The 24,668-nt window shown below is 49.1% G+C and carries 19 protein-coding genes; 16 read left to right on the top strand and 3 right to left on the bottom strand.

The window, feature by feature from the left end; all coding sequences use genetic code 11:
- Window positions 1–10: 10 nt before the first annotated feature.
- Window positions 11–2,893: an excinuclease ABC subunit UvrA gene (uvrA, locus tag L0Y31_RS08320; RefSeq protein ID WP_234736656.1), complete on the bottom strand. Its 2,883-nt coding sequence runs from the start codon at window positions 2,891–2,893 to the stop codon at window positions 11–13.
- Between the two features lie 143 nt (window positions 2,894–3,036).
- Between uvrA and L0Y31_RS08315 the strand changes: the two genes are divergently transcribed.
- The 5 genes from L0Y31_RS08315 to L0Y31_RS08295 all read left to right on the top strand — a co-directional run bounded on the left by L0Y31_RS08315 (window position 3,037) and on the right by L0Y31_RS08295 (window position 9,690).
- Complete coding sequence (locus L0Y31_RS08315) at window positions 3,037–3,669, top strand: MgtC/SapB family protein (RefSeq protein ID WP_310587140.1); 633 nt, start codon at window positions 3,037–3,039, stop codon at window positions 3,667–3,669.
- Window positions 3,670–3,749: 80 nt separating this feature from the next.
- Window positions 3,750–4,391 carry a hypothetical protein gene (locus tag L0Y31_RS08310; RefSeq protein ID WP_234736655.1) on the top strand — a complete coding sequence of 214 codons (642 nt, stop codon included), beginning with the start codon at window positions 3,750–3,752 and terminating at the stop codon, window positions 4,389–4,391.
- Window positions 4,392–4,600: 209 nt separating this feature from the next.
- Window positions 4,601–5,428, top strand: coding sequence for an SMP-30/gluconolactonase/LRE family protein (locus L0Y31_RS08305; protein ID WP_234736654.1), 828 nt, complete (start codon window positions 4,601–4,603; stop codon window positions 5,426–5,428).
- Between the two features lie 111 nt (window positions 5,429–5,539).
- Window positions 5,540–6,700 (top strand): acyltransferase family protein, encoded by a 1,161-nt coding sequence (locus L0Y31_RS08300; protein ID WP_234736653.1) that lies wholly within the window; start codon window positions 5,540–5,542, stop codon window positions 6,698–6,700.
- 128 nt (window positions 6,701–6,828) lie between these two features.
- Window positions 6,829–9,690 (top strand): M16 family metallopeptidase, encoded by a 2,862-nt coding sequence (locus L0Y31_RS08295; protein WP_234736652.1) that lies wholly within the window; start codon window positions 6,829–6,831, stop codon window positions 9,688–9,690.
- A gap of 64 nt (window positions 9,691–9,754) precedes the next feature.
- Here L0Y31_RS08295 and L0Y31_RS08290 read toward each other — a convergent pair whose 3' ends face one another.
- Entirely contained in the window at window positions 9,755–11,677 is a 1,923-nt protein-coding gene (locus tag L0Y31_RS08290) for a hypothetical protein (protein WP_234736651.1), read from the bottom strand.
- 80 nt (window positions 11,678–11,757) lie between these two features.
- On the opposite strand from L0Y31_RS08290, the gene L0Y31_RS08285 reads away from it, so the two are divergent.
- Window positions 11,758–12,810 (top strand): ferredoxin--NADP reductase, encoded by a 1,053-nt coding sequence (locus L0Y31_RS08285; RefSeq protein WP_234736650.1) that lies wholly within the window; start codon window positions 11,758–11,760, stop codon window positions 12,808–12,810.
- Between the two features lie 7 nt (window positions 12,811–12,817).
- Here L0Y31_RS08285 and L0Y31_RS08280 read toward each other — a convergent pair whose 3' ends face one another.
- Window positions 12,818–14,053 carry a peroxiredoxin family protein gene (locus tag L0Y31_RS08280; RefSeq protein WP_234736649.1) on the bottom strand — a complete coding sequence of 412 codons (1,236 nt, stop codon included), beginning with the start codon at window positions 14,051–14,053 and terminating at the stop codon, window positions 12,818–12,820.
- 208 nt (window positions 14,054–14,261) lie between these two features.
- Here L0Y31_RS08280 and rsmH point away from each other — a divergent pair, with 208 nt between their 5' ends.
- From rsmH to L0Y31_RS08230, 10 genes are all read left to right on the top strand, one after another.
- Entirely contained in the window at window positions 14,262–15,173 is a 912-nt protein-coding gene (gene rsmH / locus L0Y31_RS08275) for a 16S rRNA (cytosine(1402)-N(4))-methyltransferase RsmH (protein WP_234736648.1), read from the top strand.
- A 65-nt stretch (window positions 15,174–15,238) separates the two neighbouring features.
- Complete coding sequence (locus L0Y31_RS08270) at window positions 15,239–15,637, top strand: FtsL-like putative cell division protein (RefSeq protein WP_234736647.1); 399 nt, start codon at window positions 15,239–15,241, stop codon at window positions 15,635–15,637.
- A complete protein-coding gene (locus L0Y31_RS08265; RefSeq protein ID WP_234736646.1) occupies window positions 15,634–17,838 on the top strand; it encodes a penicillin-binding protein in 2,205 nt (734 codons plus the stop codon). Before L0Y31_RS08270 ends, L0Y31_RS08265 begins: the two co-directional genes overlap by 4 nt.
- A gap of 32 nt (window positions 17,839–17,870) precedes the next feature.
- Window positions 17,871–19,322, top strand: coding sequence for a UDP-N-acetylmuramoyl-L-alanyl-D-glutamate--2,6-diaminopimelate ligase (locus tag L0Y31_RS08260; RefSeq protein WP_234736645.1), 1,452 nt, complete (start codon window positions 17,871–17,873; stop codon window positions 19,320–19,322).
- A gap of 364 nt (window positions 19,323–19,686) precedes the next feature.
- Entirely contained in the window at window positions 19,687–20,910 is a 1,224-nt protein-coding gene (gene mraY, locus L0Y31_RS08255) for a phospho-N-acetylmuramoyl-pentapeptide-transferase (protein WP_234736644.1), read from the top strand.
- 125 nt (window positions 20,911–21,035) lie between these two features.
- On the top strand, window positions 21,036–21,485 hold the full coding sequence (rplM, locus tag L0Y31_RS08250; protein WP_234736643.1) for a 50S ribosomal protein L13: 450 nt from the start codon (window positions 21,036–21,038) through the stop codon (window positions 21,483–21,485).
- 70 nt (window positions 21,486–21,555) lie between these two features.
- Window positions 21,556–21,942 carry a 30S ribosomal protein S9 gene (gene rpsI / locus L0Y31_RS08245; RefSeq protein ID WP_234736642.1) on the top strand — a complete coding sequence of 129 codons (387 nt, stop codon included), beginning with the start codon at window positions 21,556–21,558 and terminating at the stop codon, window positions 21,940–21,942.
- Window positions 21,943–22,097: 155 nt separating this feature from the next.
- Window positions 22,098–22,934 carry a 30S ribosomal protein S2 gene (gene rpsB / locus L0Y31_RS08240; protein WP_234736641.1) on the top strand — a complete coding sequence of 279 codons (837 nt, stop codon included), beginning with the start codon at window positions 22,098–22,100 and terminating at the stop codon, window positions 22,932–22,934.
- A gap of 115 nt (window positions 22,935–23,049) precedes the next feature.
- Window positions 23,050–23,886 (top strand): translation elongation factor Ts, encoded by an 837-nt coding sequence (tsf, locus tag L0Y31_RS08235; protein WP_234736640.1) that lies wholly within the window; start codon window positions 23,050–23,052, stop codon window positions 23,884–23,886.
- A gap of 172 nt (window positions 23,887–24,058) precedes the next feature.
- Window positions 24,059–24,661 (top strand): RNA polymerase sigma factor, encoded by a 603-nt coding sequence (locus tag L0Y31_RS08230; protein ID WP_234736639.1) that lies wholly within the window; start codon window positions 24,059–24,061, stop codon window positions 24,659–24,661.
- Window positions 24,662–24,668: the final 7 nt, after the last annotated feature.

Below are 24,668 nucleotides of genomic sequence, written 5' to 3'. Positions count from 1 at the left end.
TCAGAAATACCTATAGTTTCTCCCGTAAAAAATCGGCGGTATAATTCTCTCCTTCCGGCAGTTTAGCCATTTCCTCGGGTGTGCCCGTGAAGGTAATATATCCTCCTGCTTCGCCGCCTTCCAGCCCAAGGTCAATGATGTAATCAGCCGATTTAATGACTTCGGTATTGTGCTCAATAATAATCACCGAATCGCCCTGATCAACCAGCGCGTTGATGGCTTTGAGGAGTTTGCGAATATCGTGGAAGTGCAAGCCCGTGGTTGGTTCGTCAAAGATAAAGAGCGTTTTCCCTTTGTTTGGATTACCCTTTCCTAAAAACGAAGCTAGCTTCACGCGTTGCGCCTCACCGCCCGACAATGTATTCGACGACTGGCCCAGCGTGATATAGCCCAAACCAACCTCTTGGAGCGGCAACAGCTTTTCGACCATTTTTTGCTCGGCCTGTTTGAAAAACTCGATGGCCTCATCGACCGTCATGTCCAGAATGTCGGACACATTCTTTTCGTGCAGGTTTACTTCCAGCACTTCTTGTTTAAAGCGTTTCCCTTTACAGCCTTCGCATTTCAGGTAAATATCGGCCATGAACTGCATCTCGATCTTCACCACGCCTTCGCCCTGGCACACTTCGCAGCGTCCACCGTCTACGTTAAATGAGAAATGCGAGGGTTTGTAGCCACGGGCTTTCGCGATGGGCTGGTCCGCCATCACCTGCCGCAGATAATCGTAGGCTTTAATGTACGTGACCGGGTTGGAGCGGCTGGATTTTCCAATCGGATTCTGGTCGATCATTTCCACGGCGGCAATGCGGTCGAGTGATCCACCGAGACTGTCGTGCTTTCCGGCTTCTTCCGTACCGCTGCCCTTCAGACGGCTCAGCGCCGGGAAGAGCACCTTCCGAATGAGCGTCGACTTCCCGGAACCGCTAACGCCAGTTACGACCGTTAAGGTGTTCAGCGGAAATTGTACGTCTACGTCTTTCAGGTTATTTTCTCTGGCCTTCGTCACGTCGATCCAATGCGTGGCTTTCCGCCGGAATTTAGGCACGGGCACCGTTTCCTGACCGGTCAGAAAATCAATGGTATACGAATGCGTCTGCGAATTCTCCCGCTCTGCTTTCTTTTCTTCACTCGTGATTTCGTCCCAAGTTCCCTGAAATACCAAATGACCCCCATTTAAGCCCGCATCCGGACCAATATCAATCAGTTGGTTGGCGGCCCGCATTACTTCTTCTTCGTGCTCTACCACAATCACGGTGTTACCCATGTCGCGCAGTGACTCCAGCACGCTGATCAGTCGCTTGGTGTCGCGCGGGTGCAGCCCAATGCTTGGTTCATCCAGAATATACATGGAACCTACCAGCGCCGAGCCAAGTGACGTAGCCAGTTTAATGCGCTGATATTCACCGCCCGATAGCGAATTTGTCAGGCGATTAAGGGTTAAATACCCTAAACCAACCCGCTCCATATAGTCAAGGCGGTTGCCAATTTCGACTAAAATCCGCTTGGCAACCTGTTGTTGATGAGCAGGTAATTCAAGCGTTCGGAATAGCGTTACCACTTCACTAATCGGCATCAAAACCAGATCGGTGATCGACTTCTCGGCGACCTTGACATAACTGGCGTCTTTCCGCAGCCGCGAACCCCGGCATTCCGGGCAGGTCGTTTTACCCCGGTAGCGCGACAGCATGACCCGGTATTGGACCTTGTAAGTCTGGCTTTCAACAAAATCAAAAAAGGCGTTCAGACCCTGGAAAAACTGATTTCCCGTCCAAAGCACGTCTTTTTCCGCTGTTGAAAGATCTTTGTAAGGCCGGTGAATCGGGAAGTCGAAGCGAATGCCGTTTTTCAGCAAAGGCTTCAAAAACTCCTCGCTCATTTTCTCGCTTCGCCAGGGCGCAATGGCGCCTTCAAAGACCGACAGATTTTTGTCGGGTATAACCAGATCAGGATCGATGCCCAGCACTTTACCAAAACCATCGCAACGGCGGCAGGCTCCGTATGGGTTATTGAACGTAAACAAATTGACGCTCGGCTCTTCGAAAACAATACCGTCCAGCTCAAACTTATCGGAAAATAAGCGCGACTCCTGACCAACCACGTCCACCCGGCAGATTCCCTCTCCTTCCGCAAAAGCAGTCTGCACGGAATCCGAAAAGCGGTATTGCGTATTTTCGTCGGGTTGACCGCTGGCGTCGTACTGAACCGTTCCCCGGTCGATCAGGATTTCCAGCTTGCCCGGCTTCACGGTAGCAGCCTTGGCCTGGTCTTCCAGCAGGTCTTCCATAAACAGCACTTCTCCATCCGCTACGATCCGGGTATAGCCTTTCTGCAACAGAATTTTCAGCTCATCAGCCAGGGCACGTCCTTCGCGAATGTGCAACGGAGCCATCACCATAACCCGCTGGCCATCGGCAAACGAATACAGGTAGTCAACTACATCGGTTACGGTATCTTTGCGGACTTCGCGGCCCGAAATGGGTGAATACGTAACGCCTGAACGGGCAAAAAGAAGTTTTAAGTAATCGTAGATTTCGGTAGACGTGCCAACCGTCGAACGGGGATTGCGCGTGGTCACTTTCTGCTCGATGGCAATGGCGGGCGAAACACCTTTGATATAGTCTACTTCCGGTTTTTCCATCCGGCCCAAAAACTGCCGGGCGTAGCTACTCAAACTTTCGACATACATGCGCTGGCCTTCGGCAAAGAGCGTATCAAACGCCAGCGACGATTTTCCCGACCCGGACAAACCCGTAATCACAACCAGTTCATTGCGCGGAATGGCAACGTCGATATTTTTCAGATTGTGTACGCGGGCACCTTTGATGATAATATATTGCTTGGGGTCAAGCCGTTCAAAGTCGGCCTGTGCCGACGGACTAACGGATATATTCATTCTGTAAATTTAGCAAACCCTATCTGAAGACTAACGGTTTTTCAGTCTTTATGGTTTCTTTCGGTTCACTTGTTTTCGAAGAGGAACCGGACTTATTTCGTGCCTCAATTTTTGTTTTTCCGGCGCTAGAAAATGGCCTGACTATGATCGCTTTCCGTGAAGAAGATTTTTATAAACTGTTACTGGCCGTGGTGTTGGGCGGACTCATCGGAGCCGAGCGCGAATACCGCAGTAAAGCCGCTGGCCTGCGCACTACCATTCTGATCTGCGTTGGCGCGGCTCTTTTCACGATTGTCTCTCAACGACTGGGCATCGAGCGTGACCGTGTTGCCGCCAATATCGTCAATGGCATTGGCTTTCTGGGAGCGGGCATCATTTTCCGGCAGGCAAACAGTGTGCGGGGCCTGACCACAGCAGCTACCATTTGGGCGGTCGCGGCCATTGGCATGTCGCTGGGCGGCGGATTCTACGATGTGGCGTTCAGTGGTTTCGGTTTTATCTTGCTAACGCTTCTTTTTTTACCCAGCCTGGTCCGGCTAATTGGCCGCCTTAACCAGACACGTAGCTACCGGATTACAACGGATTTTAAGCATAAAACCCTGGAAAATTACGAGAAAACTTTTGAGACTTGCGGTCTTTCCTGGCAACGGGAAATACAGCAAAAAATTGGCTCTAAAATGATTGGTAGCTGGAAAGTAACGGGTTCAGCTAAAGCCCACGAAAACTGCACGAAGCAGCTCCTCAACGACCCGGAAGTAAAGGAGTTTGAGTTTTGACTAAATTGCAACCATTCAGACCAAAAAGGAGTCTCTTTCGTTTATTACAAAGAATAACTTTTTTCCCGTAAACTTACAGCATGAAATTGATACAGAAGTATTTGTTTTTGCTGCTGCTCCTGAGCAGCGGATTTGCATTTGGACAGATTACTGAAGACCCGGAAGACCGCCGCGACCAAGGCCGGGAACCCCTAAGAACCCAGACTCCCGATGGCGAGCCGCTTCCGTTTAGCCAGCGCCTCCGCTTTGGAGGTGGCATTAGCTCACTTCAATTTGGCAATTCCCGCATTGGAACGCCTTTGATTATTGGCGTCTCGCCCGTTGTTGCTTATCAGGCTTCTGAACGGCTCATCGCCGGACTTGGCATAAATTATACGTATTACCGCTATAAATTGAGATACGCCAACCAGACTGTTACCGATCAGTCTAACCAATACGGCGGACGGGCTTTTGCAATGTATGAAGCAGTTCCAAGCCTGGTTCCTCATCTGTATGCGCACGTTGAATACGAAGGCAACAACATTCGCTACGCCGATCAGCTTGCTCAGGAGTACCGCCGTCGTTGGGTAACTGCCCCGCTGATTGGGCTCACTTACTCCCAACGCGTTGGACGTTTGGCGGGCATTAACCTATCAGCGCTTTATAACGTAAACTACAATGCTGATGTTTATTCGCAGTATGTTTACGGTAGTCCCTGGGTTCTTCGGATCTCTTTCTTCTAAGCTTTACCAAAGAATCAGTTGCACAGACAGCCCGACTCGCGAGTCGGGCTGTCTGCGTTTTTGACCCATATACTTTACCGATCGACCTAAATCAGACGCCACTTAGTCAAAAACTTATAACCACTTGCGCCTCTACGTGGTTTCAGTAGTAAATCCTGACAGGGTGGAGTTGTGAAACGTGATTTATTGATGTTAGGGATCAACTACTCATGAACAAAGTATCTACAATAGCCACGGGCCTTCGTTTTCCCGAAGGCCCGGCATTTACATCCGACGGCACTTTATGGTGCGTTGAATCCGAAGGTGAAAGCCTTTTTTATTTGAAACCGACTGGGGAAAGCGGCCGCATTCACGTAGGCGCGAACAGCCGTCCAAACGGAATTTGCGTGGATAGCCTCGACCGCATCTGGTTCTGCGATTCGGGTTGGAATGCCATTCGCTGCTTCAATCCGGGTGTTGACCTGACCGCTCCGCAAGAAGCTGAGGTAATTATTGACCGTGTTGATGGCGAACCACTCAACATGCCCAATGACCTGATCATGGATACCGCCGGTAACCTGTTGTTTACCTGTCCTGGTCCATCGGGGGAAGAAACTACGCCAACTGGTTACGTTTGTGTTTGTACCCCCTTGGGTGTAGTCCGTAAAATTGCCGAAAATCTGTTTTATCCGAATGGCTTATGTCTGCTTCCCGACGGACATACATTGCTAATTGCGGAGACAAACAGCAAACGCATCTGGTACGGCTACTGGAACCCCAATGCGGAAGATCTGGACTGGGAGCATCCCGACGTGTGGACGTCAACCGGCCCGGATGGCTTCGGCCCCGACGGCATGACGCTGGGCGCTGATGGTAATCTTTACGTGGCCGTTTTTGGCTCAGGCACGATAAAAGTGTACAACCAGCAGGGGCAGCACCTGCACGACATTCAAATCCCCGGCGAAAACCCAACCAATATTGCCTGCGACCCAACCAAGCGTTTAGGACTTGTTGCCACGGAAGCGGAACGGGGCGAACTGATAAGCATTCAATATTAAGCCAGAAGCTCTTAGAGAGGCAGTCCCTGTTTTAAGTTTGGTGACAAAGGCTATCTTTGTTAGCAAACAACCGTTACACTATTCCTTAACAGGCAGTTGCCTGGCTCTCTAATGGAAGCAACTCATTCTGTTGCGGCGCATGAGCTAAAATCGGCTCATGCGCCACGGCTTTTGTCACTCGATGTTTTTCGGGGCATTACGGTAGCCGCGATGATTCTGGTCAATAACCCTGGCGATTGGGGCCACGTCTACGCACCCTTGCTGCATGCCCACTGGCACGGCTGGACACCTACCGACTTGATTTTCCCTTTTTTCCTGTTCATTGTCGGTGTATCGATCAGTTTTGCGCTGGCCAACCGAAAAAGTGACCCTTCTCTGATCGGTAAAATCATCAAGCGAAGCCTCATTCTATTCAGTTTAGGGCTGTTTTTGAGTCTCTTCCCAAAATTCAATTTTGCTACGGTACGCATTCCGGGCGTCCTTCAGCGGATTGCGCTGGTTTATCTGGTTAGTGCCTTACTTTTTCGCGTAACGACGGTCCGCCAGCAGGCAATTCTTATTGCCATTTTGCTGATTGGTTACTGGCTTCTGCTGACCATTGTACCGGTTCCCGACTTTCCGTATCCAAACCTCGAACCCGAAACCAATCTGGGTGCCTGGCTCGACCGAACGCTTTTGGGCGGCCATCTTTGGAAAACGTCTAAAATCTGGGATCCGGAAGGCATACTGAGTACGCTGCCCGCCATTGCCACCGGCTTGTCTGGTATATTGGCAGGTACGCTCCTGCGTTCCAATCAAAGCGCGGCGGAGAAGATTGCCTGGTTGTTTACGGCGGGTTGCCTATCGCTCATTGGGGCTTACATCTGGAATCTTACCTTCCCCATCAATAAATCCCTTTGGACTTCGTCGTTCGTCTTGCTGACTTCCGGCCTGGGTGCGCAGGGCCTCGCTTTGTGCTATTGGCTCATTGATGTTCAGGCGGCCAATCGACCCAACTACCAGCGTTGGTTCACTGTTTTTGTAGCCTTCGGAGCGAATGCCATCACGGTGTTTTTTCTGTCGGGCCTGATTCCACGCCTGCTAAACATGATTAAGGTAACGCAACCCGATGGGGCGGAAACTGGCGCGAAAGAATGGATGTACAAGACTTTTTTCGTCCCCTATTTTGAGAGTCCCTATAACGCCTCGCTGGCTGGTGCGCTTGCCTTTATCCTGATCTGGACGGGTATATTGTACTGGATGTATCAGAAGAAAATAATCATCAAAGTATAAAACTTGTTCCTGCGCATCCGGTTAAACTGAGTGTTCTCGTTGAAATGTTATGAAATTAGGCACGAAAGTTCTATCTCTGCGTGTTCATTCTTTTTAACCCTGAGCAATTTTTAACGATATACAATCGGATGATTCAGTATAAAAAAGTTCTTACGCTGTTGCTGCTTTCCACAACAGTGGTTTTTGCGCAAAAGCCTGCCAAAGCGCCGGTAAAGGTACCCACGGCCAAAGCGGCAACCGTGCCCGTTCCGGCGGAGTTGAAGCGACCTATTCCATTCGATCCATCGGTGAAAGTAGGCAAGCTTCCCAACGGATTGACCTACTACATCCGCAAAAATACCGAACCTAAAGCCCGCGCAGAACTCCGTTTGATTGTGCGGGCTGGCTCTATTCTGGAAACTGACGAGCAGCAGGGACTGGCGCATTTTATGGAACACATGGCTTTTAATGGCACAAAAAACTTCCCTAAGAATGAGCTGGTTAACTTTCTACAAACCTCCGGCGTGCGCTTCGGAGCTGATTTGAATGCCTACACCAGTTTTGACGAAACCGTTTACGAACTTCCCGTTCCGACCGACTCCGCCGATGTTTTTGGACGAGCGTTTCAGATTCTGGAAGATTGGGCGCATAACGCAACGCTTGATCCCGACGAAATCGACAAAGAACGCGGGGTGGTACTGGAAGAAGCTCGTTCGCGGCGCAGTGCCCAGGAACGGATGCGCGAGAAGTTTTTTCCGCTAATCCTTAACAATTCTCGCTACGCCGATCGTTTGCCCATCGGCAAGGAAGCCATTCTCAAAAATTTCAAGCCGGTTACGTTAGCGCAATTTTACAAAGATTGGTACCGCCCGGATTTAATGGCCGTGGTAGCCGTTGGCGATTTTGACATTGCGCAGGTAGAAAAAACCATTCGGGAAAAATTCGGACGAATTCCGGTGGTTAAAAACCCGAAGCCACGCACGGAATACCAGATCGCGCCGCACAAAGACACAAAAATTGCGATTGTGACCGATGTGGAGCAACCCAACACCGTTGTTCAGATCATGTATAAACGGCCAAAAGTAAAAGAGCGTACGCTGTATGATGTGCGGGAAGGCTTGAAGCGTGGCCTGTTTAACTACATGCTAGGCGATCGGATTCAGGAGTTAACCCGCCAGGCTGACCCGCCGTTTATTTACGGTTTTAGCAATTATGGTGGCTTTCTGGGTAATCTGGATGCTTTCAGTTCATACGTGGTTGCCAAAGATGCGGCCAGCATCGAACGGGCCATTTCCGCGATTCTGGCTGAAAACGCCCGCGTGGATCGCTTCGGATTTACCGATACGGAACTGGAACGTGTCAAAAAACAGTACCTGAAAGCGGTTGAAAAATCCTACCGGGAACGGGACAAAACTCGCTCATCAGCCTACATCAGCGATTACGTCGATCATTTTCTGAACGGCAACCCGTCAATGGGTATTGAGGCGTACTACAATTTTCTGAAGAAATACATCGGCGGCATTACCGTCGGCGACGTAAACAACCTGGCCAAGCAGTTCATTACCAGCGAAAACCGGGCGGTGGTGATTATGGCTCCCGAAAAAGACAAAGCCAGTTTACCCACGGAACAACAGGTGTTGGCACTGGTCAATAACACCAGCCGCGAGCTAACGGCTTACGTAGACAAAACGCTCGACAAACCGTTGCTGGCTACGCTGCCCATTGGAACTGCCGTGGTGGATAGCCGCGAAATCAAAGAAATCGACGTGCAGGAATGGACTTTAAAAAATGGAATCAAAGTTGTGCTGAAGCCAACCAACTTTAAGAACGATCAGATTCTCTTCGTGGGGAGCAGCTTTGGCGGGACTTCGCTTTATGGCAATGAAGATTTTGAATCGGCGCGATTTGCCTCCACGCTGGCTACCATCAGCGGCGTTGGCGATTACAGCCAATCGCAGTTGCAGAAGTATTTGAGTGGTAAGTCGGTGAGTGTCTATCCTTACATTTCGGAAAACAGCGAGGGCGTCAGCGGAAATACGTCTCCCGAAGATCTCGAAACGGCCTTACAGCTTCTGTATGCCTATTTCACAACGCCTCGTAAGGATGCCGACGCCATCAAAGGCTATTTGTCAAACCAGCGGGCGGCTCTGCAAAATGCCGAAACAACCCCCACGCCACAAAAGGTCTTCCAGGATACGGTTCAGGCCGTTTTGGGAGCTTATAATTACCGTCGGATGCCGCTGACAACCGCCCGTTTCAGTCAGGTCAATGTCGATCAGGCGCTTAAAATTTACCGCGACCGTTTTGCCGATGCCAGCGATTTTACGTTTGTTTTTGTCGGCAACTTCAAGGACAAAGAAATTAAACCGCTTATCGAGAAATACTTAGGTGGTTTACCCACAACCAACCGCAAAGAATCATTCCGTGATTTGGGCATCCGAACGCCAAAGGGTGAAATTGCCAGAACAGTCTACAAAGGAATCGATCCAAAAAGTACGGTACAGCTTGTTTTTAGCGGTGATTTTGAATGGAATCCAGAAAATGCAGCTCAAGTCGATGCCCTGGCCGAAGTACTGGAAATTAAGCTTACCGAAAAGCTGCGAGAGGAAGAAAGCGGGGTGTATGGTGTTGGCGTTAGTGGTGGCTACAGCAAAATTCCGGCGGAGCGTTACTCCTTCCGTATCGGGTTTACCTGCGCCCCCGAGAATGTGGAAAAGCTAATTGCTAAAACGCTGGAAACCATCAATTCCATTAAGCAAAGCGGCGCTGATGAAAAGGACCTTAATAAATTCAAAGCTGAAACGCGCCGCGAGAGCGAAGTACAATTGAAGGATAATGGCTTCTGGTTAGGCTATCTGGCTAATCAGTACAGCAATGGTGATGACCCTAAAGAAGTGCTGCGCGAAGCCGAATTGCTGAAGCAGGTTACACCGGAAAGCACCAAGCAGGCCGCTAACCGGTATTTTGGCAAGAATTATATTCGGCTGGTTCTAATGCCGGAGAAGAAATAAGAAAGTCCAGATCATGTTTAACTACGGCCATAAGGTATATCTTATGGCCGTAGTTGTGTTTTAGCTAATTGCTTTCAACCGTTATCACGGCTTTACCGAGTGACTGGCCAATCCCGCAGGCACTTTTCAGCGATGTAACCGTATATTCGGTTGTTGTTGTTGGAGCCACAGTCAATACGTAAGGATTCAGGAAAGTCCCGTTGATTTGGGTTCCGTCGGATACGATGAACGAATAAGGCGGCAAGCCATTCTTAAAGGCCACCCGCACCCGCGAAGTCTGACCGGGCCGAAGCGTACCAACCCCAGTAATAACCGCCTGACTCACATTCGGAGCAATTACTTTGACGGTCGTTTCCGTTCCAGCCACTGCCGGACTGGTTGATACCACCCGCAGGCGAACCGTATTGAGCGTGTCTTTCAGATAAGCCGGATTAATCGTAGCTTTCAATACTCCGTCCTTGTAGGTTGTCAACAAGTTGGTGAACTTTCCACTCGTATCGGCCACCTGAACAATGTATTTGTTGCTGGCATAAAAGCGGCCGGCGGTGGTAAAAGGAACCGTAATTTCCGTTCCGTGGCAAATCGTGCGGGTTGAAAGATTGCCGGTGGTAATGCTCGAAGGCGGCACGTTTACATGCACAAACGTACGGCCACTGTAATTGCCCACGCCACAGGCACCACCCGCCGACGTTATGCTGTATGGCGTTGGATTCTGCGGTGTCACGCGAACTGTATGCGGCGTTTTGGTAATTCCATTTTCGTACGTACCATCCGACAACAGCACAAACCACGGCCCGCCCCCGCCAAAGTCAAGCGTCAGATCAGCGGATTTACCTTCGGCAATCCGAATCGTATCCGACCGCAGGTAAGCCGTTGCCTGCTGGGCTACATTCAGCGTTGTCGTTTCGCTCGAAAGCGACGGCGAACTGGCGACAACCCGAAGCTGGTAGGCTTTGTCCAAAGCAATGCCATACGGTAGCCGCGCCATCAGCGGACTGCCCATTCCCGCCGCGGAAATAGCGGTCCATGTGCCATCCGCCCCTGCCAACTGCACGACAAACCCATTGCCTTCGGCAAACTTACCTGTCGCGGTAAAGGCTACCTGAAAAGGTGTCCCTGTACACACGCGGAAGCCTCCCGTTGGCGCTTTCAACGTTAGCGTTGGCGTTGGATTTTCGTTTACGTTCACAATTACTTCGCCTTCTACCGTGCCACTTCCGCAGGGACTGTTAACAGACAGCACTTTATAGACTGTGGGCTTGTCTGGTGCGACTGTTAGTTCATAAGGTGTTTGCAGGATGTTAACCACTTTGGTCCCGTCGGATAGCTGAAACGACCAGGGTCCCTGACCAGTCAAAGCAACCTGAATGGTGGCCGATTGTCCGGGAACAATGGTTGTAGCGGCTCCCCCGTCGGGCAGGCCAATCTTTGCCGAGGGCGGCGGCAAGATCCGCAACCGCTGCAACGTACCGTTAACTACGGGGCTGCTCGACGACACGCGCATCGAATACAGGCTACCCGCTGGCGTTTGCGACGGCATATATCCTGTCAATACGGTCGGACTATTGGGCGTAAATTTGGTGAGTTCTGTCAGGTTGGTTATTTTGCCTGCCGGGTCTACCAATTGCAGTTGATACTGATTATCGGGATTAAAGCGACCCGTTGTGGTAAAAGGCACCGACACGGGTGAACCTGCACAAATGGCCAGTCCGTTCAGATCGCCCGTTAGTACTTCGGGTAGGTTCATCAGGTTGCTATCCACTCTGGCCCGTATGGCTGCACTATCTACCTTGAAGGTCGTATCACGTTGAAACACCGCGTTGTAAGCGCTATCTTTCACGTACTTATTAATCAAAGTATCGGTGCGGATAATAAGCGTATCGCCAACCGTTGCGCGTTCGTTTTCCGAAAAAGAGACACCCCGTGCCGCTATGGTTGCGAACGCAATAACCGCCAAAACAATACTGGAAAATGTAAACTTACTCATGTAATGAATGTTTCATAAAGAGCCTTGAGCTAAAAATAAACGCTAAGCTACTAAGAGATAGACAAAGTTACACACCGCCCATGAATGAGGAATTGATCGACCTTCATGTATCCGAAATAATTACTGAAACGGCTGACACAAAGACCATTGTTTTGCGTTCTGCTGATCAGCAGCCAGTTCCGTACCGCGCGGGGCAGTTCCTGACTTTCATTCTGCCCCTGTTTGGCCACGATGTTCGCCGCTCGTACTCCATCAGTTCTACGCCTGAGGTAGCTTCTAATCAGCTCAGCGTGACCATCAAACGCGTTGTTAATGGTGAAGTTTCCCGTTATTTGCTGCATCACCTGAAAGTAGGCGATACACTGACTAGCCTGCCTCCCGCCGGGCGGTTCACCCTTGATACAAACCCCGAAAACAGGCGAGATATTGTGCTGATCGGGGCCGGAAGTGGAATAACCCCTTTGTTTTCTTTATTAAATCAGGCTTTACGGGAAGAGCCACTTAGTCATGTGACCCTTCTTTATAGCAATACCCATGAACGAAGCATTATTTTTCGGAAGAAGTTGGATGCGCTACAGGAGCAATTTCCCGAACGCTTCAAGCTGATTCATTTGCTAAGCCACCCCTCCGATGACTGGACGGGACGCCGGGGAAGATTGAATAATATATTGCTGGAAACCCTGCTGCCTACACTGCTCACCCATGACCGCCAACGGGCGCTTTTCTATATCTGCGGCCCGTTTGATTTCATGCGCATGGTGCAATTTACGCTGATTTTTTCCGGTATTAAACCCCACCAGATTCGGAAAGAAAACTTTGTCATTGACCCGATCACGCTTACCCCGCCCCCCGAGCTTTCCCGTGATCACCGGATTTTGCTCAAATTTCGGGGAACGGAATACGACATTGACGTTCCGGCATACAAATCCATTCTACAAGCCGCCATCGATCACGGCATTCCGTTGCCTTACAGCTGCCGGGGCGGACGCTGCTCGGCCTGCATGGCGCGCTGCCAATCGGGAAGCGTTTACATGACCATCAACGATGTGCTGACCGAACACGATCTCGCCCAGGGCTGGATACTGACCTGTACGGGCTACCCGGAAAGCGAAGGCTTAATACTGGACGTTTAAAAGTCGCTTATTCAGCTACTAGTTTATCGATGAGCTTATTGAAATCTTCAACAAAAGTATCGTAATATTTCCCTGTCCCCGGCCCTGAAAAGCCCGTGTGGATTTCTCGAACGGTGCCTTTTTTGTCAATAAAAATGGTGGTTGGAAAGCCAATCACGCGGTTAAGCATGGGCAAGGTTTTCGACGCCTCAGCTTTGTCATTGGTACCGGCCAGCAAAATGGGATAATCAATCTGGAAGCGATCCACCATGCGTTGCAGCTTAGGGGCCGACTCCGCCAGATCAGCTGATTTTTCGTAGGCCAGTCCGACAATTTCAACGCCCCGCTCCTTGTTCTTTTTGTACCAGGGACTCAGAAAATTCGTCTCATCCATGCAGTTGGGGCACCAGGAGCCTAAAATCTGCACCACCACCACTTTCCCTTTGAACCGCTCGTCTTGCAGCGACACGGTTTTCCCTGTTCTATCTGGAAACTTGAAATTCAGCGTTTTATGGCCTGGTTTCAGGTAAGTTAATTTAGTAGCATCGGGTAATTCGGCGGTAGAATCCTGACGGGCGGTCCACGTTTCGTAGCCACTCGCCCCCGACCAGAATGATCCCTGGAGCGTATTATCCGGTTTGCGAAAGGCCTTAAAAAGGTAAACATGGGTGCCGTCGAAGCAGGAAAGCAGCAAACTATCGCCAAACACGTTTCCTTCCAAATAGCGATAATCCCCCGTTGAGGTTAAAAACGTGCCGGTTGCTTTGTTGCCTTTTTGATTGAATACGCCAATCGCAAAACTGCTGTCCCCTTCCGAACGGAAAGTCGTTGCCCATTTTCCCGAGAGATCGCTTTTCGCCTGTTTTCCATCGGGTTCAAATCGGTATTTCAAACCGTATAAGGCAGTAAATGGCAGCTCACTATAAGTATTCCCAATACGGCGTTTCCGCCAGATACCTTCCATGCGCTTGTTGGCCACTTTGGCTATAATTTCTGACTCAAAAATAGCCATCGGAATCCGTAGCGTATCGCCTTGTAAGGTTGCCGTATCCATTTTGAGCCGCTCGGCCCCATTGATTGCATACACTGTATACGTAGCGCTGTCGGCATTCGGAACAATGTCCAGTCCAAAGGGAAGTTCACCTCCTTTTGTTTGGAGCGTTGCCCGCCAGATTCCCTTAGGAACGCGAACTTTTGATTCGGAAGAACACGAGAATATCAACCACAACACCGTGGAAAAAAGCAAAAGGGAGAAACGCTTCATAAAAAGATATAATTTATCGAGCCTACGACCCTTCTTATTTCGGTAAAATAGGGGCTGTTTTGCTAAGTTTGTAACCGCTCTCTATTTTAGTTTAGTTCCGGCTTTCTCGTACACGCAGAGAAAAATAAAATTCTAAACGACTAGCTGATTTATTGGTTGTAACTAAAGTTAAACTCTGCTTACTTCGCGTTTATTCTCTCATTGATAAATGATTAATACAACTTATCACAAACCCGTTTTGCTCCAGGCTTGCATTGACGGTCTAGCTCTGAAACCCAATGGGATATATGTTGACGTAACTTTCGGCGGAGGGGGGCACTCGCGCGAAATTCTGCGGCAATTGGACGGCGGTCGACTCTTTGTATTCGACCAGGACCCGGATGCCAAAGCGAATGCCCAGGCCATCGACGATCCACGCCTGACCTTTGTGGCGGCCAACTTCCGGCATCTGAAGCGGTATCTACGTTTGTATAAAATCGATCAGGTCGACGGAATACTGGCTGATCTGGGTATTTCGTCGCATCAAATCGATACGCCTGAACGTGGATTTTCAACGCGGTATGATGCCGAGCTGGACATGCGCATGAACCAGGCTGGCGCACTGACGGCCCGTGCGGTCGTCAATGAGTACCCCGAAGATAAATTGCACAAAATACTGGGTATGTATGGGGAAGTCACCAACGCCCGGACGCTGGCGGGTGCTATTGTCTCGGCCCGTCTGAACCGTTCGCTCGAATCTGTCAATGATTTAAAAAGTGTATTGCAGCGATATGCACCTCGAGGCAAAGAAAACAAGTATTTTGCTCAGGTTTTTCAGGCGCTCCGCATTGAAGTAAACGAAGAACTGGCGGTTCTGGAAGAGTTTTTAACGCAGGTTCCCGAAACGCTTAGTCCGGGTGGCCGACTGGTTGTGATGGCGTACCATTCGCTGGAGGATCGTCTGGTGAAAAACTTCATCAAATCAGGCAATTTTCAGGGCGAAATCGAGAAGGATTTTTACGGAAACGAAATCAAACCTTTGCGCTCCATCACCCGGAAACCGATTGAAGCTTCGGCTGAAGAAGTTAGTCAGAATCCACGTGCCCGAAGTGCCAAGTTGCGCATCGCCGAAAAAATCTAGCCAGAACAAACTTTGCGGTTTGTTCCGACCGGACTTATACGAAACTCATTTCAGAATTTATACAGATGGCACAAAACACCTACAAAAATGGCGAACAGCCACCGAAAGGGAAGAAGAAAAAAGAAGGCTGGCTGTATACGTATTTGAACCAAACCATTGGTCTGGAAAAGCTATTCGGCGAAGATAACGACTGGCCACTCGTCAACTTTAACCGCATTATCTGGGTATCCTTTCTGGTGATTATTTACATTGGATTTAACCACAATGCAGAGGGGCTTGCTCGGCAGATGCAGAAGAAAAAAGCGGTGGTCGATGAACTTCGGGCCCACTACACGACCTTACAGGCCGATTTCATGAAAAGCGGTAAGCAGTCGGAAATCAGCAAGCGCGTTATTCAAACCGGTCTTGGAGAAAGCAAAGATCCGCCTTATGTTATCGTTGTTAAACCGGAAGAACCAAAATGAGTAAAGCAGATCGCCCCGTTAATATCAAGCGCGACATCCTAAACCGGGCCATGATTGCGTCAATCGGCCTTTTCCTGTTTGCAGCAGCCATTATTGGACGGCTGGTTTACGTTCAGTTTTACCAAACTTACAAAGGGAAGCCCTGGAAAGCCCGAATTGCGGATTACCATATCCGTAAAGATACCATCCCAGCCAGCCGGGGTAACATTTATTCCAGCAACGGCAGCGTAATGGCTACGTCCCTCCCCTATTATTACATCGGGATTGATCCACGGGTGGCCAAAGACGAGTATTTTGAAAGCAAGGTCGATTCGTTGGGCTTGCTCTTGTCGCGGAAATTTGGGGAAAAATCGCGGCAGGAATACGTAGATTTAATCAAATCGGCCCGGGCCAATAAACGCAAATACGTGATGTTGACCCGGCGAAAAGTTACGTTTCAGGAACGTCTGGCAATCTTACAATGGCCTTTTTTCAACCGCCAGAAAGGCTCCGGTGGTGGAAAATTTGACGCTATCTATCAACGCTATAATCCGTTTGGGCGAATGGCGCTTCGGACGGTGGGCTACCTCAACCCGGAAAGTGGGCGGGGTTTGGTTGGGCTGGAGGCAAGTTTCCAGAAGGAGCTGGCAGGTAAAAACGGCATCGGCATGGTTGAAGTTTTATCGGGTGGCGTCAAAATGCCCATCGAAGACGGCACCGACAACCGACCAGAGCCAGGCCTGGATATTCACACAACGATTGATGTAAATTTTCAGGACATGGCCGAATCAGCGCTAAAGAACACGCTGGAATCGTACAATGCGGAAAAAGGCTGTGTTATCGTTATGGAAGTACAGACGGGCGCGATCAAGGCGATGGCCAATCTTAGCCGCTCCAAAAACGGTTACATCGAAAATTTCAACCACGGGCTGGCTGGCCGCACCGACCCCGGCTCAACCTTTAAACTGGCCTCCATGCTGGCTTTACTGGAAGAAAAGGCGGTTCGCCCCGATCAGGTTTTTAACACGGGTGGCGGTTCGGTTCGGTTTCGGGGCTTGCCCATTACGGATGCTAAACGCGGTGGCTACGGGGCTTTGACGGCTCAGCAGATTTTTGAGAAATCATCCAACGTTGGGGTACACCTGATGATGCAGAGTTATTTCCAAAGACGACCCGATTTATATTGTCGCTATCTGGCCAAGTTTCGCCTAACCGAGCCAACGGGCTTTGAAATGAAGGGGGAAGCCCAACCTGTTATTCGTAACCCATCTTCCAAACAATGGAGTAAAGTCTCTCTGGCTTTTATGGCCCTCGGTTATGAGGTGCAACTAACGCCGCTACAGATGTTGACATTTTATAACGCTGTGGCGAACGATGGCAAGTGGGTTCGTCCGATGATTGTTCAGCAAATTCGCCGGAACAACGAAATTGTTGAAGATTTTCAGCCCTATGTCGAAGCCGAACCCATTGCGTCAGCCCGCTCCATCAAGCAGGTACAAAGCATGCTCAAAGGAGTCGTGGAAGAAGGCACGGCGAAAAAGTCGAAAAGCCCGAACTACAAATTTTCCGGTAAGACCGGAACAGCCCAGAAGCTAATTAACGGACGCTACCAGAAAGGCAAATACTATACTTCCTTTATTGGGTATTTCCCGGCGGATAAGCCCAAATACAGCTGTGTCGTTATTGTTGATAGCCCGCAGGGAGCCAACATGGATTTGCTGTATGGAGGTAGCGTTGCCGCCCCGGTCTTCCGAGAAGTAGCCGACCGCATCTTTGCCTATGACGTTCAGATGCATAGCCCGATCGCGAATACAACCAAATCAAAACGAAACACGGGAGGAGCCAAAGCTGGTTTCGCGGACGATTTACGCACCATCGGTAGCGAATTAAATATTGATACTCAACTTGCTGCGGATGGCTGGGTAAAAGCAACCGGTCAAGGAGCGCGGGTACAATGGGTGAGTCAATCGACAAAAAATCAGGTGCCGGATCTAGTCGGAATGAACCTGCGCGATGCCTTGCATTTGCTTGAGAACCGGGGATTTCTCGTCCGTTTCAAAGGCGTGGGCAAAGTGGTTGATCAGTCGGTACCGGCGGGGAGTGCATTGCCAAGCCCCCGCAAAATTACGCTGGTGCTTCAGCAAACCGCCCGACCAGACACGTTGAAAATTGCCCCTCTCGTATCACGCGGCAAAGAAGCTCAAACAACGGCAATGCGTTAGCATTGCCTTAGCCAATAAGATCAATTTTTAGAATGCAGTTAACAGATCTTCTCTATAAAGTACCGCTTCAATCAACCTCCGGGCCGATGAGCGGGGAGATTACAAACCTAACCATGGACTCCCGAAAAGCCGGTTCCGGGAGTCTGTTTGCCGCCATCCGGGGTACGCAAACGGATGGTCATCAGTTTATTACCAAAGCCATCGAACAAGGTACCTCCGCCATTCTGTGCGAAGCGTTACCCGAAACTCTGGCAGAAGGCATAGCTTACATTGTGGTTAAGGATAGCGCCTATGCCCTGGGGCTGATCGCCGCTAATTTTTACCAACACCCGTCCAAAAAAATAAAGCTCGTTGGCGTTACGGGAACGAATGGCAAAACGTCGACGGTGACGCTGCTGTTTCGTTTATTCCGTAAACTAGGCTACCGGGTGGGGCTGCTTTCTACCGTTCAAAATCAGATCGATGACGAAGTTATTCCGGCCACGCACACTACGCCCGACGTAATTACCCTCAACGAGCTGCTCCAGAAAATGCTCAATCGGGGCTGTACGCACGTTTTCATGGAAGTAAGCTCGCACGCGCTCGTTCAGCACCGCATTGCGGGCGTGCAGTTTCGGGGCGGAATTTTTACTAACATTACCCACGACCACCTCGATTTTCACCAGACGTTCGACAATTACATTCGCGCCAAAAAAAGCTTTTTCGACCACCTCCCCGCTTCGGCTTTTGCCTTGGTGAACCTGGACGATAAACGAGGGCTGGTTATGCTGCAAAATACCGTCGCCCGAAAAGAGAGCTTTTCGCTCCAAACCTTGGGAACCTTCAAAGGGAAAATTATTTCGGAAGGGCTGTTTGGTCTGCACATGGAAATGGACGGACGCGAAGTCTGGTTTAAACTGACGGGCCGTTTCAATGCCTACAACCTGCTGGGCGTTTACGGAGCGGCTGTCTTGCTGGGCGAAAACCCCGAAGATGTTCTCACTGAACTGTCGAGTGTTTCAAGTCCGCCGGGACGCTTTGAAACGGTTATTTCAGACAGTCAGATTGTAGGCATCGTCGATTATGCCCACACGCCTGACGCTTTGCAAAACGTGCTTGAAACGATTAATGGCTTGCGGCAGGGCGACGGAAAAATCATTACGGTAGTGGGTTGCGGCGGTAATCGGGATGCCGCTAAGCGCCCGATTATGGCCGAAATTGCCTGTAAATTCAGCGACCGGGTTATTTTAACTTCCGACAATCCCCGCGACGAAGATCCGATGGCTATTTTGGAACAAATGCAGGCTGGTATCCCACCCATTGATTACAAGAAAACCCAGACCATTGCTGATCGTTACGAAGCCATTTTTAAAGCCGTTAGCCTGGCCCAGCCAAACGATGTGGTTTTAATTGCAGGAAAAGGTCATGAAACCTACCAGGAAATTAAAGGTGTGAAGCACGATTTTGACGATCGGACGGTGCTGCGCGAAGCATTCAAACAATAATCTATGGTGACGCTTGTGAAATTTCCGAGGCTATTTATTAGGCCTATATTGAACCATATCGGCAACCAATACTCCGAAAATGCATAGATAAAGTATACCTAATCGGAATCCAGGAAATAGCTGACCCAAGACGATAGAGTAGATTAAACCAGCATACACGAGCACAAGTGCTATCAAGACCAGGATTTTTTTGCTTTTCGGGTTCATCACTTATATGAGTAATTTCGTGAGTCTTAGAGACGTTTATACCCTTAAAAAGTAACGGATTTGCCGCGTAGAGCCTGGCTCAAATTACATGCGTATAATTCATCAATAGCAGCGAACTAATTTGCAAAACGCAGTCATACATCTGTAACTTTGCCCCATGCTTTATTACCTCTTCACGTACCTCGACCAGCAGTTCAATTTTCCGGGCGCCGGGGTTTTTAAATACCAGTCGTTTCGGGCGGCGGCAGCCATTACGCTTTCCCTGCTCATTGCGGCCATGTTTGGTCGGAAAATCATTGATTTTATTCGCAGAAAACAGATTGGTGAGGAAATTCGCGACCTGGGTCTGGAAGGTCAGATGCAAAAAAGAGGAACCCCAACGATGGGGGGATTTATTATTCTGGCTTCCTTACTGATTCCGGTATTGCTGTTCGCTCAACTGACCAACGTATATATTGTACTGCTGCTTGTGTCGGCAGTTTGGACGGGACTGATTGGGTTTTTAGACGATTATATTAAAGTTTTCAAAAAAGATAAAGAAGGGTTAAAAGGAAAATTTAAAGTAGTCGGTCAGGTCGGGCTGGGTCTGATTGTTGGCCTCACTCTGTATTTTAATGAATACGTCCGAATCCGGGTGTATGACAAACCGATTGCGCACGCCACGCTCGGGCAAGTCCAGGTATTTCACGACATTAAATCGACACTTACGACCATTCCCTTTTTTAAGAACAACGAGTTCAATTACAATTCGTTACTATTCGGCATTTTGCCCGATGAGTACACGTGGATCATTTATACGATTGTCTGTATTTTTATCATTACCGCTGTTTCTAATGGAGCAAACATTACGGATGGCATCGACGGTCTGGCCGCCGGCACCTCTGTAATCATTGGTTTGACTTTAGGGGTGTTTGCCTATTTGTCGGGTAACAAGCTTTTTTCGCAGTACCTCAATATCATGTACATTCCTAATTCTGGAGAAATGGTGATTTTCTGCGCGGCCTTCGTGGGGGCGCTGGTCGGATTTCTCTGGTATAATTCCTACCCGGCGCAGGTTTTTATGGGCGATACGGGAAGTTTGATGTTAGGGAGTGTTATAGCCGTTTTGGCGCTGGCCGTTCGCAAGGAGCTGCTAATTCCGATCATGTGCGGCATTTTCCTTGTCGAACTGGTTTCGGTCATTCTACAGGTTAGTTACTTTCGTTACCAGAAGCAAAAAAACGGGCTGGAGTATGCGCAGGCTAACCGGCTTTTTTTGATGTCGCCGCTGCACCACCATTTCCAGAAAAAGGGCTACCACGAAGCGAAAATTGTTACTCGTTTCTGGATTATAGGCATCCTGCTGGCAGTTATCTGTCTGGTCACCCTAAAGCTGCGCTAATTTACTTTTCAGCCAGTCACTTGTTTTTCAGAAATATACACTCTATATTTGCACTCCCGTTTCCAGACGGGACAATTTTGCTTTGTGTAATTTATTGTTTATCAATATATAATCTCCTGTAAATAGTGGATACGTTAAGCTACAAAACCATCTCGGCCAACAAAGCGACGGCTCAGAAGGGCTGGGTGGTTGTTGACGCGGAAAACTTGGTTTTAGGTCGTCTGGCCAGTCAGGTGGCTAAAATCATTCGCGGCAAACATAAGCCAGACTTCACACCGCACGTCGATTGCGGTGACAACGTGATCGTTATCAACGCCGACAAAATTAAACTGACGGGTAAAAAGATGACGGACAAAGTGTACGTTCGCCATACGGGTTATCCCGGTGGTCAGCGTTTCACGACTCCTCGTGAACTACTTGCCAAACATCCAATTCGGATTGTTGAACACGCAGTAAAAGGTATGTTACCTAAAAATCGTCTGGGTCGTCGCCTTTACACGAACCTATTCGTATACACAGGTGGCCAGCACCCGCACAGCGCCCAGCAACCGAAAGAAGTTAAATTGGAACTCTAAGACGATAGGAGTCTGAAGGCCGTCCGTAGCTTAGCTACAGGCTGGAACCCCAGGCACCGAACACTAACAAATGGAACGAATCAACGCATTAGGTCGTCGGAAAACTGCTGTGGCTCGCGTGTACCTATCGGTGGGTAGCGGTAACATTCAGGTTAACGGCAAAGATTACAAGACGTATTTCCCGTCGGACATCCTGCAAATTATCCTGAAGCAGCCACTAGCAACGATCAACGCCCCAGAAGGTTACGACGTTAAAGTAAATGTACGTGGTGGTGGTATCACTGGTCAGGCTGAAGCAACGCGTATGGGTATTGCCCGTGCATTGTGCGAGGTTAGCACCGATTTCCGTCCGGCACTGAAAAAAGAAGGCTTCCTGACTCGCGATTCTCGCATGGTAGAACGGAAAAAATACGGTCGCGCCAAGGCTCGCCGTCGGTTCCAGTTCTCGAAACGTTAATCGAAGTCTGGAGTTGTCCTGGTTTCTCTTTTTGATCAGCAGAAACCAGCAACCCGACATTAGTCCAGACCGCACTTACTCGATGCCGATGTGCGGTGCTGCGTATTTTTTAACTCATTATTCATCGGACCGGCGAACCGGCGCTCATTTCAATAATGGCACAAGTAGAATATAAAGATCTTCTGGACGCAGGTGTGCACTTTGGCCACTTGACCCGGAAATGGGATCCTCGGATGGCACCGTACATCTTCATGGAGAAGAACGGCATCCATATTATTGACCTTAACAAAACGCTGGCTTCCTTGGACGAAGCATCAGCGTCAATCAAAGGTATCGTACGCTCAGGACGTAAGGTCATGTTCGTGGCGACAAAAAAACAAGCACAGGAGGTTGTCGCTGAAGAAGCGCGTCGCCTGAAAATGCCGTACGTTACCGACCGTTGGTTGGGTGGTATGCTAACCAACTTTGCAACGATCCGTAAGTCGCTGAAAAAGCTGCAAGGATTAGAGAAAATGCTGAAAGATGAGACAACCGTGAGCAACCTGGCGAAACGGGAACGTCTGACGATCAGCCGTGATAAAGAAAAACTGGAACGTGTCTTAGGTGGTGTAGCTGACCTGACGCGTCTGCCAGCAGCCCTCTTCATTATCGACGTGAAGCGTGAGCATATTGCTGTTGCAGAAGCGAAACGGCTTGGTATTCCGGTTTTTGCGATGTGCGATACTAACTCTAACCCGGATGCAGTTGATTTCCCAATCCCTGCCAATGACGATGCTTACAAATCAATTCGCCTGATTACGCTGGCTGTTGGTAAGGCCATCGAAGAAGGCTTGGCAGAGCGCAAGCAGGATAAAGACGATCAGCGTTTGCAGGAGGAAGAAGAAGCAAAACGCGCTGTTGACGAAGCTCCAGCAGCTGCTGAAGCACCGGAAGCGACAACACCGTCAGCGGCCGTTGCAGCAGATAGCGAGCAAGAGACAACCGAGCAATAAATTATACAGGGTGACTTTCACGAGTTGCTGATCCAATACTAGGAAATAGCCCGTAGCCCCGCTATGGGCTATTCCATTTCAAACGTCAATTAGTCAATCTCAATATTATCCAACAATGGCTATTACAGCACAAGATGTTAACAGACTCCGGCAGGAAACTGGTGCCGGTATGATGGACTGCAAAAAAGCCCTTACTGAAGCCAACGGTGATTTCGAAGCGGCGAAAGATATTCTGCGCAAACAAGGGCAGAAAATCGCTAGCAAACGCGCCGATAACACAACATCTGAAGGAACTGTTCTGACTCAGGTAAACGAAGAAGGAACCAGCGGAACCGTTGTTGCTTTCGCCTGCGAAACAGAGCCTGTATCAAAAGTAGCTGATTTCCAGAATCTGGCACAAGCTATTCTGGAGACTGCCGTTTCATCAAAAGCGACCACTAAAGAAGAGTTGCTGGCAGCACCACAAGCTGATGGCCGCGCTTTACAAGAGCACATCACTGACCTGATGGGCAAAATTGGCGAGAAACTGGATATCATTGCTTATGAGACAGTAACTGCTGATAAAGTAGTTGCTTACAATCACTCGAATGGTAAATTGGGCGTGTTGGTTGGCTTGACTAATACTAACGGCACTGACATTTCAGAAGTGGGTAAAGACGTTGCCATGCAAATTGCAGCCATGAAGCCGCTGGCCCTTGACAAAGACGGAATCGATGCCAGCATCGTAGAACGCGAAATTGAAATTGGTAAAGAGCAGGCCCGCGCTGAAGGCAAGCCAGAAGCAATGCTGGAAAAAATTGCTATGGGTAAACTTCAGAAGTTCTACAAAGACAGCACGCTGTTAAACCAGGAGTTTGTTAAAGATCCTTCGCTGACAATTGCTCAATTGCTGAACAAAACAAGCAAAGGCCTAACGGTTTCAACATTCAAACGAGTTGCTATCGGAAGCTAATCCTGCTATAGTCATAAAAAAAGCGCCTTTGATTCCAAAGGCGCTTTTTTTATGAACAAATGATAAAGTTTTGAAAAATAATTGTAAATATGTAGTCAAATTTCTCCCTTAGTTGCTCAATTTTTATTTTCCTCCCAGTCGTTACTTATACTAATTTACTTAGTCATACAACATGAGAAGTGCGATTGATATCAAAAAGATGTCGGATGAAGAATTGGTTCGTTCTTACATCACAACCCAGTCTAACTATTATTTTGAAGTCTTGTATAACCGCTATTGTGATAAAGTATATCGCAAATGTTTGATGTTTACAAAAGACCCGGCTAAGGCTGAAGATTTTGCGCATGACATTTTCATGCGCCTTATGGTGCGCTTGAGCAGTTTTAAAGAACAAGCCAAATTCTCGACCTGGCTTTTCTCCATTACGTATAACTATTGCACGGACCAACTTCGTAGTAGTCGCCGAAAAGGGGAAGTCTTGATGGAAGAATATATGGACTGGCAGGAAGAAGATAACGACAGCGACTTGGCCGAGATGGAAGCGAGTCGGTTGAAAAAAGCGTTGGCTCATTTGACAATGGAAGAGCAGTCCCTTCTCCTGATGAAATACCAGGATGATGTGAGCATCAGAGAAATGTCGAACGTTTTAAACCTGACAGAAAGCGCCATCAAAATGCGCCTCAAACGGGCTAAAGAGAAACTACGCAAAAAGTACCTGGAAACTGCTGTTTTCTGGATTATCCTGATTGCCAAGCTAGTTACACTTATAAAGTGACCCTTTG

It is taken from the genome of Tellurirhabdus bombi, assembly GCF_021484805.1.
GTDB lineage: Bacteria > Bacteroidota > Bacteroidia > Cytophagales > Spirosomataceae > Tellurirhabdus > Tellurirhabdus bombi.
This window is presented reverse-complemented; position numbering and strand designations above follow the sequence as displayed.